Here is a 16,575-nt window from a genome sequence, read left to right as displayed (position 1 = left end):
CTGACTCCCTCCCAGTGCGGGAAACGTGATCGATTCCAAAAGCTTAGAGCATTACCTTGCGAAAATCGGTTCCCAATTTTTCGCAAGGCTTTAAAGGCCGATCGCCTCCGTCGCGCTGGTGACGCCGCCGATCAGGTTGAGCGCGAGCAGCCTTTCACTCGTCAGCGGCGCGGCCAGCGGGACGAGCGTGGAGGCAAGGCCCTCGATCATGGCCTGAAGCCGGCGCGCCGCCTCGATTGCCCGCTCGAAGGTCACGATCTCGAAGCGCACGGGCTCGCCCGGCGGGATCTGCGCGAAGCGGCCGATATCGGCGCTGATGATGGTCGCGATCTTGGGGTAGCCGCCAGTGGTCTGGCGGTCGCGCAGCAGCACGATCGGCCGGCCGTCGCCCGGCACCTGGATCGAGCCGTCGACGATCCCGTCCGAGACGATGTTGTAGCCGCCGCGATGCGGCAGCGTCGGCCCATCCAGGCGCACGCCCATCCGGTCGGCCTGTCCGCTGAGGCGGTAGCCGCCGCCGCTCAGGATCGCCAGGGCCTCGTCGCTGAAATGATCGTCCTGCGGGCCGGGCAGGATGCGGATCGGCCCCGCCTCGCCTTCGGGACGCTCGTGCAGGCAGAGCAACGCTGCGTCGCGCCCGCAGGGCGTGGCTGGAATACGGGCGCCGACCGTGAGCGGTTCGCCGCCGATGCCGGAGCGGCGATGCATCGAATGGCTGCCCATGTCCGGCGCGGTCGCGATGCCGCCCTCGACCCCCAGATAGGCATAGGCTGCGCCCGGCGCGGGGCGCGCCACGACCGTGCCGCCGTCACCGACGCGCACCGCGGTGAATGGCGCGACCTGGCGCCCATCGACCTCCAGCGTGCAGGCCGGACCGGCAAGCGCAATCGTGATATCGCCCTCGGCCGTCAGGCGGACACCGCCCGGGCCGAGCTCCAGTGCTGCGGCGCCGGCCTCGGCTGCCACGAGCAGGTTCGCCGCCGCCAGATGGAAGCGATCCATCGCGCCCGCAGGCGAAACGCCGAAACGCTGATAGCCGAAGCGGCCGCGATCCTGGATCGAGGTCGCGGGACCGCAGGCCTTTACGATGAGCGCACTCATGGCGCCTCACAGCGGGCGACCGGGGCTCCGGAAGCCGCCAGCGCATCAAGCCCGGCCCACTCATCGGGAGCAAGCCGCTCGAAGCGGATTTCATCGCCCGGCGCGTAGGTGAAGACCGGGTCGCGCCCCGGCATGAAGCCGCGCGCTGGCGTTCGGCCGATCATATGCCAGCCGCTCGGCCCCTCGACAGTGGAGATGGCGCCCTGCGCTCCACCGATGGAGACCGACTGCGCCGGCGTCTTCATGCGCGGCTCGAGCCGGCGTGGGGTGGCGAGCAACGGGTCAAGCCCGCTGAGATAGGCAAAGCCCGGCATGAAGCCGATCATCGCGACGACATAGGTCGCGGCCGCATGGCGTGCGACCAGCGCCTCCGCGCTGATGCCGTGACGCGCCGCCAGATCATCGAGGTCCATGCCGAAATCGCCGCCATAGACGACCGGCACGCGCCAGCGCCGGACCTGGCCACCTGTCGCGACCGGCTTCTCGGCGAGCGCGAGAATACGCTCCGCCAAGGCCCGGAAATCGGTGCGGAGAGGGTCGAGATGGACCAGGAGCGAGCGGTAGGTCGGCACGGTCTCGAGCAGGCCGGGCGGCGGCTCGGCCGCGAGCGCCGCATCGAGCGCCAACACGCGCGCATTGACCGCGGGATCGATCGCATCCCCGAATTCGACCGAGATGGCGGCGTCGCCGCAGCGCAGCAGACGCGGATAGGGCAAGGTCTCGATCGTCATCCGTTTCCCGCGACATTGATGTTTCCGCGACAGTCCTGGGCCGGGCTGCACCGCATGGCATCGGCGATATCCCGCCGTGAGCCTCGGCAATTGTCATGCACTGATGTTGCCCGGTTCAAGGCAAAACCGCATCAGGATGCGCGCTGCGACAGCGAAATCCCGAATCTCCATCGATTCCAGCGGATTATGGCTGCCATGCGCGTTGCGGATGAAGATCATCGCGGTCGGCACGCCGTGATTGGCGAAGATCGCCGCGTCATGGCCGGCTCCGCAGGCCATCCGCGGGATCGCGAGCCCTTCCGCCTCGGCCAATCCTGTCAGGCGCATGGCGAGACGGTCATCCATCAAGGCGGGCTCGGTGCCCGAAAGCGGCCCAAGCTCAATCGAGACACCGCGCCGCCGGGCGATCTGCGCCGCGAGGTCGCGCATGAGATCGGGCGCGCGCGCCAACAAGGCGGGCGAGCGGCTGCGCAGGTCGATCGAAAGGTCCACGCGCCCGGCGACCTTGCTGAAGGCGTGCTCCGCCGGGTCGGTCGCAAATTGCCCGACGGTGATGGTGAGATCTTCGCCCTCGGCTTCCAGATCGCGCCAGAGCTCATCGAGCCGGAGCGTGAGCTCGGCCGCGGCCAGAGCGGCGTCGCGCCGCAAGGCGCGCGGCGTGGCGCCCGAATGGGCATATTCACCGCGGCAGACGACATGGCGAAACCGCGCCGAGCCCCGGATGCCGGTGACGATCGCGACCGGCGCGCCTTGCGCCAGCAGGACAGGCCCCTGCTCGATATGCGGCTCGATGAAGGCCCCGATCTCCGCGGGGGTGAGGACGCTTGCTCCCGCGCGCAAAGCATCGAGATCCGCGCCGGCCTCTCGCATATGGACAGCCAGGCTGCGGTCGTCGTCGCTGCGCCTGACCTGATCGAGTTCAGCCGCCGCGAGCGCCCCGAACGCAGCACGGCTGCCTATATAGGAGGCATTGAACCAGGCGCTTTCCTCAGCCCGGATCACGGTCAGAACGATGTCACGCGGCGGCACGATCCCCGCCCGCACGATCCCGGCTATGACGGCAAGGCCGGCGAGGACGCCGGCAGCGCCGTCGTAGTTGCCGCCATTGGGCACGGAGTCGAGATGCGAGCCGATCATGATCGCATGCTCGCGCGTCCGGCCCCGCAAGGTCGCATAGAGGTTGAGCGCCGGATCGCGCCGCAGCGTCAGCCCAAGGCCCCCGGCCTCACGCGCGACGATGTCATGGGCGATCGCCTCGCCCAGTCCATAGGAGGCACGCGTGATGCCCTCGGTGCCGCCTGTCCTGGCGCTCAGCTCATCGAACAACCGCTCCGCCAGCGCGATATCGGGCTCAGCCGGCAGCGATGGTAGTTCCGATTGAAGCGCCGTCACAGGCGCGCCAGCCGCGCGACGATGCTGGCGCGCACGGCATCGAGATGGTCGCGCATCGCCTGGGCCGCCTTCTCGCCGTCGCCTTCGGCGAGCATTTCGACGATCGCGAGATGTTCGCGGCAGGTATCCGTGAAGCGTTCCGGCAGGCTGCGCAGATCGAACATCAATGTCTGCCGGCGCAGATTGCGCACGATCGCGGCGAGCCGGGAATTGCCGGCTGCATCGGCTATGGCGCTGTGCAGCATGTCGTCGGCGCCGCGGACTTCGGTACGATCGGGCGTTTCACCCGCTTGCGAATGCGTCAACAGCGTCTCGAAACGCCCTCGCAACGTCACCAGCAGCTCCGGCGCGACCCGGCCGGCGGCGATGCGCGCGGCTTCCGGCTCGAGCAGGCGGCGCACGCCGAGATTCTCGGCGAACTCCTCGATGCGCATGGTCGCGACCTGCACGCCGCGCGCGCCCAGGCGCACGATCAGCCCCTCGCTCTCCAGGATCAGCAGCGCGTCGCGCAGCGGCGTGCGCGACATGGCGAGCTGCTCGGCCAGCCTGCGCTCGGTGAAGAAGGCGCCGGGCTTGGCCTCCCCCGACATGATCATGTCGAGCACGGCCTCATAAGCCTGGGCGGCCAGGCTCTTCTCCGGCTCGGCGAAGGCGCCGGCGGATTCCTGTGCCTTGGCGGGTTTACGGGAGCGGCCGGCGGTCGAGACCGCTTTCTGTGCAGATGTGTCCAAGCTCTGTGCATTCCAGTGGTTGACGAGTGGTATACCACCTCGTAGCGTGACTGCAAGCAAGCTTCGTCGGGGATCCCCGACTATCTTGCGGCGGAGACGGATATGGCTTTTACCGGCGCCCCCACCTTGCCTTTTTCGCGTGAGGAACACCTCGAGCGCCAGGGCTGCCTGCGGCAGACCCTGAAGGCGCGCGGCTTCGACGCCATGCTCGTCTTCGCCCAGGAGAGCCATTACTGGCTGACCGGCTACGACACCGGCGGCTCGGTCTTCTTCCAGTGCTCGGTGGTGACCGCCGATGAGCGCCCCATCGTCCTGCTGACGCGCCGGCCCGACCTGCTCCAGGCGCGCCAGACCTCGACGATGGAGGACATCCGGATCTGGTGGGACGCCGAGGACGCCAATCCGGCGCGCGACCTCAAGGGCATCCTCGAAGAGCTCGGGCTCAAGGGCGCCAACATCGCCGTCGAACTCAACACCCATGGCCTGACCGGCTGGAATCTCTGGCGGCTGCAGAAGACGCTCGACGGCTTCTGCAGGCTCGACAATGACGACCACCTGATCCGCAAATTGCGCCTGGTGAAGTCGCCCGCCGAGATCGACTACATGCGCCAGGCCGGCAAGCTGCTCGACAAGTCGCTCGAAGTGGTGATCGAAACCGCCAGGCCCGGCGTGATGGATTCCTCGCTGACGGCGGCCTATCTCAAGGTCGTGCTGGAAGGTGGCGGCGACATGCCGCCCAATGCGCCCCTGTTCAATTCGGGCCAGCGCGCGGTCTATGGCCGTGGCGTCTCGATGCCACGGCGGCTGGAGGCAGTCGACCAGATCATCGTCGAATATCCGGTCGCCTATCGCCGCTATTGCTGCAAGACCGAATGGACGATCCTGATGGGCCGCGCCAGCGACCAGCAGAAGCACATGTACGAGACGGCGCGGACCACGATGGACCGCATGACCGAGATCGCGCGCCCCGGCAAGACGCTCGGCGAAATCTTCGACGTCCATGCCGACGGCCTCGATAAAGGCGGCTTCGCGGCGCACCGTTTCGGTGCGACCGGCTACTCGGTCGGCTGCACCTGGGCGCCGACCAGCATGGACGTGCCGCCGATGATCTATTCCGGCAACCCGACCATCTGCCTGCCCGGGATGACGCTGTTCTACCACGTCATGATCGGCGACAGCGACACCGGCTACGCCATGGGCGTCGGCCATACGCTGCTCGTCACCGAGGGCGCGCCTGAGATCCTGACCGGCCTGCCCGACGCTCTCACCGAAGTCCTCTGAGGGGAAGACCCATGACGCAGCTTCCGATCACACGCCGCAGCGCTCTCGCGGGCCTGGCCGCAGCGACCGCCCTGCCCGATCTCTCCTTCGCGCAAGGCGCGCCCAAGACCGGCGGCACGCCCAAGAGCGGTGGCACGCTGAAGATCAGCCATCCGACCCGCGTCGCCTCGCTCAACGTGCTGCAGATCTCCGGCCCGGCCGAGTATCTCGCTGTCGACATGCTCTATTCCGGCCTGACCCGGATGGGCCCCGACATGCGCGCACAGCCCGATCTCGCGCTGGAATGGAGCGCAGACGCCGATGCGAAGAGCTTCGTCTTCAAGCTCAAGCCGAACGTCACCTTCCATGACGGCAAGCCCTTCACCGCCGAGGACGTCGTCGCCACGATCAAGACGATCCAGGACCCCAAGAGCGCCTCGCCCGCCCGCACGGTGCTGAGCATGATCGGCGACGTAGCAGCGGTCGATCCGCTGACCGTGAAGTTCACGCTCACCTCGTCTTATGCCGACCTGCCGATCTCGCTCGCCCATGCCAATGCGCGGATTGTCTCGGCCGAGACGCTGAAAGGCCCGCTGACCGCGCTCGACACCAAGGCCAACGGCACAGGCCCGTTCAAGCAGGAGAGCTTCGACAGCGCCCGCATGCTGAAGCTGGTGAAGAACCCGGCCTATCATCAGCCCGGCAAGCCCTATCTCGACGCAGTCGAGATGCATCTCTTCCCCGATCTCGCGGCCGAGACGCAGAACTACCTGTCGGGCGCCGTCGATGCGATGCTCGAGGTGCAGCAGGCCGATTTCAAGCGCATCTCGACCGCGCCCGGCAGCGTCGGCGTGCGCACGCCGTCGGGGCGCTTCGTCAATGTCGTAATGCGGCAGGACCAGAAGCCCTTCGACGATGTCCGCGTGCGCCGGGCGATGGCGATGGCGATCGACCGGCCGACGCTGGTCGACATCATCCTGGAAGGCTATGGCCGGCCTGCAGGCGACAATGTGATCTCGCCCGGCTATCGCTACCTGCTCGAGACCACGGCACCGAAATACGACCCCGCCGCAGCCAAAAAGCTGCTCGCGGAAGCCGGCTACCCGAACGGCCTCAAGATCCCGCTGATCTGCTCGAACCGGCCGGCGATCCGCTCGCAGGTCGGCATCGCGATCAAGGAAATGGCCAAGCCCGCCGGCTTCGACATCGACGTGCAGACTATGCCGCACGACACCTATCTCGCCAATGTCTGGATGAAGGGACAGTTCTATATCGGCTATTGGGGCATGCAATCGACCGAGGACCAGGCGTTTACCCTGCTGTTCACGACCGACGCCGCCTTCGCCGACACCGCCTGGAACAGCAAGGAATTCGACGCGCTCGTCGCCAAGGGCCGCGCCACGATCGACGACGCCGAGCGCCGCAAGATCTATGCGGAGGCCCAGGCGCTGATGGTGCGCGATGTGCCCAGCGTCATCCCCTTCTTCCAGGATGTGCTGACGGCCAACCGCTCCTATGTGAAGAACTGGGGCGGCCACCCGCTCGCACGCTATTTCTTCGTCGAGAACGTCTGGCTCGACAAGGCGTGATGGTGATGAACGGCATGGAAGGTGCTTCTGCACCCTCAGCCCTCATCCTGAGGAGCCATTCCTGTCGGAATGGCGTCTCGAAAGATGCTTCAGGAGGCTCTGGAACCATCTGGAGCATCCTTCGAGACGCCGCTTCGCGGCTCCTCAGGATGAGGGCTCGCGACGAACGGACTGTCGCCGGATCATGAGCGCGGCGTATCTTCTCAGACGGCTCGCCGCGATCCTGATCGTCCTGCTGATCGTCTCGCTGACCGTGTTCTCGATCACGCAGATCCTGCCCGGCAATGCGGCCGTAATGATCCTGGGCGAATACGCCACGCCCGCGCAATTGCAGGCGCTGGAGCTGAAACTCGGCCTCGATCAGCCCTGGTATGTCCAGTACTGGCGCTGGTTCTCCGGCATGCTGAGCGGCGACTGGGGCGTCTCGATGCGCCTGTCGCAGCCGGTCGCGGCGTTGATCGGCGAAGCGTTCTGGCGTTCGGCAGCGCTCGCTCTCGCCTCGCTTGCGACCGTGACCCTGATCGCCATCCCGCTCGGCATTCTGGCGGCGCTGAAGCGCGGCACGATTGTCGATCTCGTCATCGGCCTCTTCGCCTATATCGGGACGGCGGTGCCTGAATTCGTCACGGCGACCTTGCTCCTGGTTTTCCTGGCCGGCCCCGATCGCGGTTTTCTCCCGGCAGGCGGCTTCGCGCCGCTTTCGGAGGGCGTGGGCGCTGCCCTGTCGCATGTCGTCCTGCCGGCAGCGACGCTCTCCCTGATCCTGACCGCACATATCGCCCGGCAGGTGCGCAGCGAGATGTCCGACGTTCTGTCGAGCGACTATATCCGCGCCGCGCGATTGAAAGGCCTCTCCGAACGCTCGGTCGTGCTGCGCCATGCCTTGCGCAACGCGATGGCGCCGGCGGTCGCGGTGATCTCGCTCGATATCGGCTATCTGCTCGGCGGCATCCTGGTGGTCGAGGAAGTCTTCGCCTGGCCGGGGCTGGGGCGGCTCATCATCTACGCGCTGCAGAACCGCGACCTGCCGGTGATCCAGGCGGCAACGCTCGTGCTCGCCTTCGCCTACGCGCTCTCCAACCTCGTCTCCGACATCGTCATCGCCTGGCTCGACCCGCGGGTGCGTTATGCGTGACCTGCTGCGACATCCAACCGGGCTCGCCGGTGCCGTGCTTCTGGCGCTCATCGCCGTGATGACGATCCTCGGCCCGCTGATCGCGCCCTATGACCCGCAGCAATTCCACCCGCTGTCGCGGCTCCAGGGTCCCTCGGCCGCGTACTGGCTCGGCACGGACCAGTTCGGCCGCGACATCTTCTCGCGCATTCTCAACGGCGCCCGCTCGACTATCCTGTTCGGGCTCGGCGCGACCATGGCCGGCGTTGCAGCGGGCGGCGCGATCGGCCTGATCGCGGGTGCAATCGGGGGCGCGGTCGACAGCCTGATCATGCGCCTGCTCGACGGGTTGCTCGCCGTGCCGGACCTGCTCTTCACCTTGCTGATCGTCACGGTGCTGGGCGGCGGCTCGGGCCACGCCATGCTCGCGGTCGCCATCGCCTTCATGCCGGGGCTGGCGCGCATCGCGCGCAGCACGGTGCTCTCGGTGCGCACCCGCGAATTCGTGCTGGCGGCGCAGGCGCGGGGCGAGTCCCCCGCCTATGTCATCGCCTGCGAGATCATGCCCAACACCATCGCGCCGATCATCGTCGAGGCGACGATCCGGGTCTCCTTCGCGATCATGCTCGGCGCGACGCTCGGCTTCCTCGGGCTCGGCGCCCAACCACCTTCGACCGAATGGGGCCTGATGATCGCCGAGGCGCGGCAATACATGTTCCGCAACCCGATCTGCGTCGCGGCACCGGGCGTCGCCATCGCGCTCGCTGCACTCGGCTTCAACCTGCTTGGGGACGCCTTGCGCGATCTCACCGACCCGCGCGGGCGGCGGTGACGGCGTGATGCAGAACACAGCTATTGCCGCTGCGCGCCCCGACGCCCGCCCTGCCCTGGAGGCGCGCAGCTATTCGCTGGCCTATGAGACGCCGGGCGGCCTGGTCCAGGCGCTGAAATCCATCGACATCAGCATTCCGCGCGGCAAGACGCTCGGCCTCGTCGGTGAGTCCGGTTCCGGCAAGACCTCGCTCGCCTGGGCGATCATGCGCTATCTGCCGCGCAATGCGCGCGAACTCGGTGGCGACCTGCTGCTGGGCGGCGAGAGCCTGCGCGCCACCTCAAAAAGCCAGATCGCCGATATTCGCGGGGCGCGCATCGGCATGGTGTTCCAGGATCCGAGCACCTCGCTGAACCCGACGCTGACGCTCGGCGAACAGCTTGCCGAGACCCTGATCCGCCACCGCAAGATGAGCAAGGCGCAGGCCTTCGGCGAGGGCGAGGCTTTGCTTGCGCGCACCGGCATCACCCGTCCGGCCGCGATGATGAAGCGTTATCCGCACGAGGCCTCGGGCGGCGAGAAGCAGCGTGTTGTGATCGCGACCGCCTTCGCCTGCGACCCCGAATGCATCCTGTTCGACGAGCCGACGACGGCGCTCGACACCATCACCTCGCGCCAGATCCTCGACATCTTCCAAAGGCTTCAGGAGGATACCGGGGTCGCCGCGCTCTATATCTCGCATGACCTCGCGCTGGTCTCGCGCATCGCCCATGACGTGGCGGTGATCCATCGCGGCGAGATCGTCGAACGCGGTGCGACCGCGACGCTCTTCCGCAATCCGCAGCATGACTACACCCGCGCGCTGATAGCTGCCGCGCCCCGCCCCGACATCCGGCTCTCCGGTCCGGCACCGGACATCGCCGCCCCGACCGTGCTTGCGACGCAGGACCTGACCGTGCGCTACGGCGGCCGCTCCCTGCTGCAAAAGCTGATGGGGCGTGGCGAGGCCGCCATCGAAGGCGCGCGCAAGATCGATATCGATGTCCGCGAGGGCGAGATCCTCGGCATCGTCGGCGAATCCGGTTCCGGCAAGTCGACCATCGCGCGGGCCATCGCCGGCATCGCCGATTTCAACGGTACGATCAGCTTCGACGACCATGTCGTCCGGGAACGCGGCGCGATCGGCCGCAGCTATCGCCGCGCGGCGCAGATCATCTTCCAGAACCCGGATGCCTCGCTCAACCCGCGTCAGCGCGTCGGCGAGATCATCGCGCGCCCCCTGAAGCTCTATGGCTTAGCCAAGGGCAGCGGCATCGAGGCGCGCGTCGCCGAACTGCTGGCGCAGGTCCGGCTGCCGGCTGATTTCGCCGGGCGCTATCCGCATCAATTATCCGGCGGCGAGAAGCAGCGCGTCGCGATCGCGCGCGCCTTCGCGGCGCGGCCGAAACTGGTGATCTGCGACGAGATCACCTCCTCGCTCGACGTCTCCGTGCAGGCCGCCGTGGCGCGCCTGCTCGTCGGTCTCCAGGCGGAATCGAAGGCCTCATGCCTGTTCATCACGCATGATCTCAACCTCGTGCGCCAGCTCGCCCACCGCATCGCCGTGGTCTATCGCGGCGACCTCGTCGATCTGTTCGAGGCTGCCGATTTCGATGCGCAGAAGCGCCATCCCTATACGCGCGCGCTGCTCGAGGCGATGCCGCCCCCGATCCATCCTTGAGACAGGAGAAGGCGATGCAGGACTTGGTGATGAAAGAGATCTCCGCCACCACCGGCAGCGGCCGGGCCATCACCTTGCGCTTCGAGAAGGCCGAACACGATGCCCGGCTCGCCGCCACGCGCGCCGAGCTGATGCGGCGGAACCTTTCTGCGCTGCTCGTCTTCGCCCAGGAGAGCCACTACTACCTCACCGGCTTCGACACAGCCGGCTATGTCTTCTTCCAGGTCGGGATCATCACCGCCGACGAGCGCCCTACGGTGCTGCTGACCCGCCGGCCCGATCTGCGCCAGGCCCAGGTCGCCTCGCTCTATGACGATGTCAGGATCTGGCTCAATGCCGAGGGCGCGCGGCCGGCCTTCGAGATGAAGACGATCCTGGAGGAGCTCGGCCTGAAGGGTTCGCGCATCGGCGTCGAATTCGCGACCTATGGCCTGACCGGCGCCAACAGCCGCGAGGTCGAGGCGGCGCTCAGCGGCTTCGCCGAGGTCGTCGACGGCTCCGACATCGTGCGCCGGCAGCGGCTGGTCAAATCCCCGGCCGAGCTCTCCTATATCCGCCGCGCCGGCGAGCTTGCCGACGCAGCCGTGCTCGCGATGGCGGGAAAGGCAAGGCCCGGCGTGCTCGACAGCGTGCCGACGGCAGCCGGCGTCGCGGCGATGCTGGAGGGCGGGGGCGACATGCCGGCCGGCGGCCCGCTGGTGAATTCCGGCCCGCGCGCACTCTATGGCCGCGGCGTCGCCGGGCCGCGCATGCTGGAAGAGACCGACCAGCTCATGATCGAGCTCGGCGCCTCCTATTGCCGCTACAATGTCTGCATCGAACACACTCTGGTGCTGGGCCGGCTCGACCCGCGCCAGCAGGCGCAGCACGAGGTCGCCTGCGAGGCGATGCGGCAGGTGCTCGACGCCGCGCGTCCCGGGCGCGAACTCGGCACGCTCGACGACATTCACCGCAAGGTGCTCGACGAGGCCGGTTTCGGCCTGGAGCGCTTCTCGGCCTGCGGCTATGCGCTCGGCTGCACCTATCGCCCGACCTGGATGGACGTGCCGCCGATGATCTATTCCGGCAACCCGCTGGTGATGGAGAAAGACATGGTCTTCTTCGTCCACATCATGATCCCCGATACGCGCACCGGACTCGCCGCCGGCGTCGGCCAGACCTTCGCCCTGCGCGAGAACGGTCCGCCCGAGGTCTTCAGCACGATCCCGCTCGCGCTGCTGCAGGGATGAGGCCGGACGCCCCTGCTGGCTGCACCGACGCAGCCAGCGGACGTCCTCGCGGCCAAGTCGAGAGCGCGGCTCACCGCGCACCCGCAAGCAAGCAAAGCGCGCCGTCTCAGGCCAGGAGTTCCCGCACCAAGGGCATGACCTTCATGCCGTAGAGCTCGATGCTGCGCATCAGCCGGTCATGGGGCAAGGAGCCGGCGCTGTATTTCAGCTGGAAGCGCGAAACGCCGAGCGCTTTCACCGTGTTCGCGATCTTCCGCCCCACGGTTTCGGGGCTTCCGACATAGAGCGAGCCGCGATCGGCCTCCCGATCGAACTCGGCGCGATTCATCGGCCCCCAGCCGCGCTCGGCGCCGATCCGGTCCCGCATGCGCTTGAAGTCGGGCCAGAGTTCCTCCCGCGCCTGCGCGTCGCTGTCGGCGACATAGCCGGGCGAGTGCACGCCGATGGGCTGGACCGGCCGCGCCATCTGGCTGAAGGCGCGGTTGTAGAGCTCGACATAGGGTTTGAAGCGCAAGGGATCGCCGCCGATGATCGCCAGCATCATCGGCAATTCGTATCTGGCCGCCCGAACCACGGATTCGGGGCTGCCGCCGACGCCGACCCAGGTCTTCAGGGTTCCCGTCTCGATCGGCGGGAAGACACGCTGTTCGGTGAGCGAGGCGCGCGTGGTCCCGCTCCATGTCACCGCCTTCTTGGCGATGAGCTCGGCGAAGAGGTCGAGCTTCTCCTCGAACAGCGTCTGGTACTGGTCGAGATCGAAGCCGAACAGGGGAAAGGACTCGGTGAAGGAGCCGCGCCCGAGGATGATTTCGGCGCGCCCCTTCGCCACGGCGTCGAGCGTCGCGAAGCGCTGGAAGACGCGGACCGGATCATCGGACGAGAGCACGGTCACGGCGGAGCCGAGCCTGATCCGGCTTGTCCGCGCCGCGATCGCCGCCAGAACCATCTCGGGCGTGGAGACCGCGAAATCCTCGCGGTGATGCTCGCCGATGCCGAAGAAATCGACGCCGACCTCGTCGGCCAGGACACCTTCCGCCACGACGTTGCGGATGACCGCCGCATGGGGCAGCAAGGCGCCGTCGGGCCCGACGGTCACGTCGCCGAAGGTATCGAGGCCAAATTCGAGGGCCGGTGTCATGATATCGTCCTTCAGCAGCGCGTTCCGTCATCCCGCGGCGTGGCGCGTGGATTATCGCGCTAGCTAGTCACGCATGCCGCGCCGCGCCAGCTGCGACCGGCGCTGGAGCAGGATGCAAAAAAAGCGGGAACCGGTTTTTCGCATCGACCTCGCTCCAACTCTTGATGAGAGACGGATTCAGATTTCAGATCGGATCATTGTGTGGTCCCATCCGACATCATCCGGCTCAAGGAGATGACGATGAGCGATGGATACATGTCCGGCTTCGGCAACAGTTTCGAGACCGAGGCGCTGCCCCATGCCCTGCCGGTCGGCCGCAATTCACCGCAGCGCGCCAATTACGGGCTCTATGCCGAACAGCTCAGCGGTTCGGCCTTCACCGCCCCGCGTGTCAACAATGAGCGCTCCTGGCTCTACCGCATCCGCCCGAGCGTGAAGCATTCGGGCCGCTACAAGAAGATCGACAAGGGTGCGATCCGCTCCGCGCCGAATGCGGGCGAGTCGGAGCTTCCGATCGGCCAGTTGCGCTGGGGGCCTGTGCCGATTCCCGATGGCGAGCGCGATTTCATCAGCGGGCTCTTCACCATCACGACGGCCGGCGATGTCGAGGCGCAAAGCGGCATGGCCGCCCATCTGCTCCTGGCGAACAGCTCGATGCGCGACAGCTATTTCTTCAATGCCGACGGCGAGTTGCTGATCGTCGCGCAGGAAGGCAGCCTGCGCTTCCACACCGAATTCGGCGTCATCGCGATCGAGCCCGGCGAGGTCTGCATCATCCCGCGCGGCGTGATCTTCCGCTGCGAACTCGCAGGCGCCACGGCCCGCGCCTATGTCTGCGAGAATTACGGCGGCGTCTTCACCTTGCCCAATCGCGGCCCGATCGGCGCCAACTGCCTCGCCAATGCCCGCGACTTCCTCACACCCGTCGCAAGCTATGAGGACAAGGAGGTCCCGAGCAGCCTGACCGTGAAATGGTGCGGCGAACTCTACCGCACCGAGATCGGCCAGTCGCCGCTCGACGTCGTCGCCTGGCACGGCAATTACGCGCCCTACAAATATGACCTGCGCCGCTATTCGCCGGTCGGCGCGATCTCCTTCGACCACCCCGACCCGTCGATCTTCACCGTCATGACCGCGCCCAGCGAAAGCGAGGGCACCGCCAATATCGACTTCGTCATCTTCCCCGAACGCTGGGCGGTGGCGGAGAACACCTTCCGCCCGCCCTGGTATCATCGCAACATCATGTCGGAGTTCATGGGGCTGATCTACGGCGTCTATGACGCCAAGCCCGAAGGCTTCACGCCCGGCGGCTTCAGCCTGCACAACATGATGCTGCCGCATGGCCCCGATGCCAGCGCCTTCGAGCACGCCAGCACCGGCGAGCAGAAGCCGGTCAAGCTGACCAATACGCTGGCCTTCATGTTCGAGAGCCGCTTCCCGCAGAAGCTGACGAAGTTCGCCTCCGAACTCGCGACCTTGCAGAGCAACTACATCGATTGCTGGGACGGGCTGAAAAAGCGCTTCGACCCAACAAAGATCACGCCGGATTGGTGAGAGACCGTCTGGAATCGCCAGCCCTCATCCTGAGGAGCCGCGATACGCGGCGTCTCGAAGGATGCTCCAGTTTGCACGGGAGCCTCCTGGAGCATCCTTCGAGACGCGCTCCTGCAGAGCGCTCCTCAGGATGAGGGCTCGGGAGGGTTCCAAACGAGCTATGAAGATCGGCGCGCGGCCACCTGCCGCAAGGGGATGCATCGACCCTGCACTCGTGATCTGATCGCCCGTGGCGGGGGGAGCAATGATGACAGCCTGGTTGAGTGGCGCACTGAGCCTGGCGCTGGGCGGCGTTCTGGTTGCCGGGCTGGTGATCTGGCCGGCCCATCGCCGCCTGCAGCAGGCCGAGTATATTCGCAACTACAGCTGGCCGCCGGGCCTGCTCGACAAGCTCGCGGCCCATCATCGCGGCTTTACCCGAAAGGAGACGGCCCTCGTCGCCCAGGGCCTGCGGCAGTTCTTTCTCGCCTATCTCAACAGCGGGCAGCGCTATGTCGCCATGCCCTCGCAGGTGGCGGACGATCTGTGGCACGAGTTCATCCTCTACACCCGCGCCTATCAGGATTTTTGCCGCCAGGCTTTCGGCGGGTTTCTGCACCATACGCCGGCGGTCGCCCTGGCTGAGGGCCGCAAGCAGGACAATACCGGCCTGCGCCGTGTCTGGCTCCAGTGCTGCCGTGAGGACGGCATCAATCCCACGAAGCCGTCGCGGCTGCCGCTGCTCTTCGCGCTGGACGTGAAGCTGAACATTCCGGGCGGCTATCGCTACTATCCCGATTGCGCGCAGCTGCGCCGCAACGGCGATGCCGGCTCGCAATGCGGCGGCGACTTTTCCGACAGCTCCTATGACGGCGGAACGGACGGCCTCAGCGACAACAGCGACAGCAGCGGGTCGGACAGCAGCAGTGACGGTGGCGGGGGCGATGGCGGTGGGTGCGGCGGCGGTGGCGGGGATTAGCCATTCGTCCGGACGCCGTCATCGATAGGACCGTTCGGGGTTTTGGCCGGGGAACGGCGGAATCCGGCCGCCGCCCCAATATGAAAGAACCCTAATGCGCTGGCGAGATCGCCAGCGAAGGCAATTGCGCGCGCTGACGGGTCATTGTCGTTCTCGGCCGAGCCGAGCTTGCCGGAGGGGCCGGCCGCCGCATTGTCGTTGAGCGGTCGCGAGGTCGGGCCTGTATCGGGGCCGAGGTCGTTGCCCTCGAGCCAGACATATTCCCGGATCGTCGCACCAGAGGCCGCATTCTCCTCCGCCAGCGCATGGCGGTGTCGTAGATCAGATGCGTCGTGCCCGATGGGGCGTGTTGATCGCCGCACGGATCGCCCGCCACTCCAGCCTATAATAGCTGTAGCTACCCTTCAGCGTCCCGCCTAGGCTCGCCTGCGACGAGTGACTCGCCGCGCTATGCGTAAAACTCCAGGCCGACGCGCTTTGCATTTCGGTGACTATGTTGCAGGCGTCGTCATACGCATAGGTCCGCGTCACCGTGCAGTTGGTCGTCACCTGCATCATCCAGTTCGATTGGAGGCAGGCTATCGCGGAGCATTTATTTCAGTTCATCCAAATGAGGATGCTCTCTATATATATGAACCAAATATTCCGCTTCTAATTTTCCAATCGCCTCTCCGATTACTCGCTTCATTGACTCGTATGTATCCGGTTCAAATTTTCCATTTATCAGCAATAAACTTGAACTCATCGACTCCATCGCATCAACAATAAGTTTTTTTACTTGCTTAGCCGATTTTTCATCAATCATATAACGACCCCGTGCAAAGCCTGTAACAGCGTCTAAATTCGGAACTCTGAAGATCCCCTGACGGAGAAGGAAGAAGATGAGCACATTCAGCATAACAGTCGCGCTTGAGTGTTCGCGTTCCACATTCTTGAACTAGCGAATTACGCGGTATCCGCGTCATTGGCCCGCTCGTAAGGGCCCCACTCGCCAGCCCCTCCCGATCCGTCAGCATCATCGGCGATCCGCTGGCGTAAGCATTGACGGATGGCCCATCGACGTAACCGAGTGGGTCGGTCTGGAGGTATCGTCCTGTGGTTGGGTCGTAGGTGCGGTGCCAGTTGTAGTGCAGGCCGGTCTCGAGCTGGAACCATTGCCCGGGGAAGCGGGCGTCGAGCGTGGCCACGCCCGTGATCGAGACGACCTCGCCATAGGGCTTGTAGACGGCGTCCCAGACCAGGGCCTGGCTGGCATTGGTCATCCGGATCGGCCGGTCGAGATGGTC

General features: G+C 66.2%; 15 protein-coding genes. 8 read left to right on the top strand and 7 right to left on the bottom strand.

The genetic code is table 11. The features are described 5' to 3' along the window. Positions 1 to 90 precede the first annotated feature (90 nt). The 4 genes from CYD53_RS22915 to CYD53_RS22900 all read right to left on the bottom strand — a co-directional run bounded on the left by CYD53_RS22915 (position 91) and on the right by CYD53_RS22900 (position 3,955). Positions 91 to 1,101, bottom strand: coding sequence for a 5-oxoprolinase subunit C family protein (locus tag CYD53_RS22915; protein WP_103720408.1), 1,011 nt, complete (start codon positions 1,099 to 1,101; stop codon positions 91 to 93). Continuing rightward, positions 1,098 to 1,832, bottom strand: a complete 735-nt coding sequence (gene pxpB, locus CYD53_RS22910) for a 5-oxoprolinase subunit PxpB (RefSeq protein ID WP_103720407.1) — start codon at positions 1,830 to 1,832, stop codon at positions 1,098 to 1,100. The genes CYD53_RS22915 and pxpB overlap by 4 nt, the downstream gene beginning before the upstream one ends. 93 nt (positions 1,833 to 1,925) lie before the next feature. Further along, positions 1,926 to 3,224: a Zn-dependent hydrolase gene (locus CYD53_RS22905; protein WP_103720406.1), complete on the bottom strand. Its 1,299-nt coding sequence runs from the start codon at positions 3,222 to 3,224 to the stop codon at positions 1,926 to 1,928. Then, positions 3,221 to 3,955: a GntR family transcriptional regulator gene (locus CYD53_RS22900; protein WP_181011986.1), complete on the bottom strand. Its 735-nt coding sequence runs from the start codon at positions 3,953 to 3,955 to the stop codon at positions 3,221 to 3,223. Before CYD53_RS22900 ends, CYD53_RS22905 begins: the two co-directional genes overlap by 4 nt. Positions 3,956 to 4,057: 102 nt before the next feature. Between CYD53_RS22900 and CYD53_RS22895 the strand changes: the two genes are divergently transcribed. From CYD53_RS22895 to CYD53_RS22870, 6 genes are all read left to right on the top strand, one after another. Then, positions 4,058 to 5,236: a M24 family metallopeptidase gene (locus CYD53_RS22895; protein WP_103720404.1), complete on the top strand. Its 1,179-nt coding sequence runs from the start codon at positions 4,058 to 4,060 to the stop codon at positions 5,234 to 5,236. An 11-nt stretch (positions 5,237 to 5,247) separates the two neighbouring features. Then, the gene (locus CYD53_RS22890; protein WP_103720403.1) at positions 5,248 to 6,804 is read left to right on the top strand and encodes an ABC transporter substrate-binding protein; all 1,557 of its coding nucleotides are present in this window, start codon (positions 5,248 to 5,250) and stop codon (positions 6,802 to 6,804) included. A 184-nt stretch (positions 6,805 to 6,988) separates the two neighbouring features. Then, positions 6,989 to 7,939, top strand: coding sequence for an ABC transporter permease (locus tag CYD53_RS22885; RefSeq protein WP_103720402.1), 951 nt, complete (start codon positions 6,989 to 6,991; stop codon positions 7,937 to 7,939). Next, positions 7,932 to 8,750 (top strand): ABC transporter permease, encoded by an 819-nt coding sequence (locus tag CYD53_RS22880; RefSeq protein WP_103720401.1) that lies wholly within the window; start codon positions 7,932 to 7,934, stop codon positions 8,748 to 8,750. The genes CYD53_RS22885 and CYD53_RS22880 overlap by 8 nt, the downstream gene beginning before the upstream one ends. Positions 8,751 to 8,757: 7 nt before the next feature. Beyond that, the gene (locus CYD53_RS22875) at positions 8,758 to 10,410 is read left to right on the top strand and encodes an ATP-binding cassette domain-containing protein (RefSeq protein WP_103720400.1); all 1,653 of its coding nucleotides are present in this window, start codon (positions 8,758 to 8,760) and stop codon (positions 10,408 to 10,410) included. A gap of 29 nt (positions 10,411 to 10,439) precedes the next feature. After that, positions 10,440 to 11,639 carry a M24 family metallopeptidase gene (locus tag CYD53_RS22870; RefSeq protein ID WP_181011985.1) on the top strand — a complete coding sequence of 400 codons (1,200 nt, stop codon included), beginning with the start codon at positions 10,440 to 10,442 and terminating at the stop codon, positions 11,637 to 11,639. A 106-nt stretch (positions 11,640 to 11,745) separates the two neighbouring features. On the opposite strand, the gene CYD53_RS22865 is transcribed toward CYD53_RS22870, so the two are convergent. After that, on the bottom strand, positions 11,746 to 12,777 hold the full coding sequence (locus tag CYD53_RS22865; protein WP_103720398.1) for an LLM class flavin-dependent oxidoreductase: 1,032 nt from the start codon (positions 12,775 to 12,777) through the stop codon (positions 11,746 to 11,748). A gap of 240 nt (positions 12,778 to 13,017) precedes the next feature. Here CYD53_RS22865 and hmgA point away from each other — a divergent pair, with 240 nt between their 5' ends. Together hmgA and CYD53_RS22855 are read left to right on the top strand one after the other, a co-directional pair. Further along, positions 13,018 to 14,331 (top strand): homogentisate 1,2-dioxygenase, encoded by a 1,314-nt coding sequence (hmgA, locus tag CYD53_RS22860; protein ID WP_245928386.1) that lies wholly within the window; start codon positions 13,018 to 13,020, stop codon positions 14,329 to 14,331. A gap of 247 nt (positions 14,332 to 14,578) precedes the next feature. Further along, positions 14,579 to 15,289, top strand: a complete 711-nt coding sequence (locus tag CYD53_RS22855) for a glycine-rich domain-containing protein (protein ID WP_103720489.1) — start codon at positions 14,579 to 14,581, stop codon at positions 15,287 to 15,289. A gap of 592 nt (positions 15,290 to 15,881) precedes the next feature. Here CYD53_RS22855 and CYD53_RS30010 read toward each other — a convergent pair. Together CYD53_RS30010 and CYD53_RS22845 are read right to left on the bottom strand one after the other, a co-directional pair. After that, positions 15,882 to 16,094, bottom strand: coding sequence for a hypothetical protein (locus CYD53_RS30010; RefSeq protein ID WP_146055981.1), 213 nt, complete (start codon positions 16,092 to 16,094; stop codon positions 15,882 to 15,884). Further along, positions 16,087 to 16,575: RHS repeat-associated core domain-containing protein (locus CYD53_RS22845; protein WP_281261273.1), on the bottom strand; the 489-nt coding region annotated here is incomplete at its 5' end. The genes CYD53_RS30010 and CYD53_RS22845, both read right to left, overlap by 8 nt.

The organism is Allobosea psychrotolerans, assembly GCF_002917105.1.
Classification (GTDB): Bacteria; Pseudomonadota; Alphaproteobacteria; order Rhizobiales; family Beijerinckiaceae; genus Allobosea; species Allobosea psychrotolerans.
This window is presented reverse-complemented; position numbering and strand designations above follow the sequence as displayed.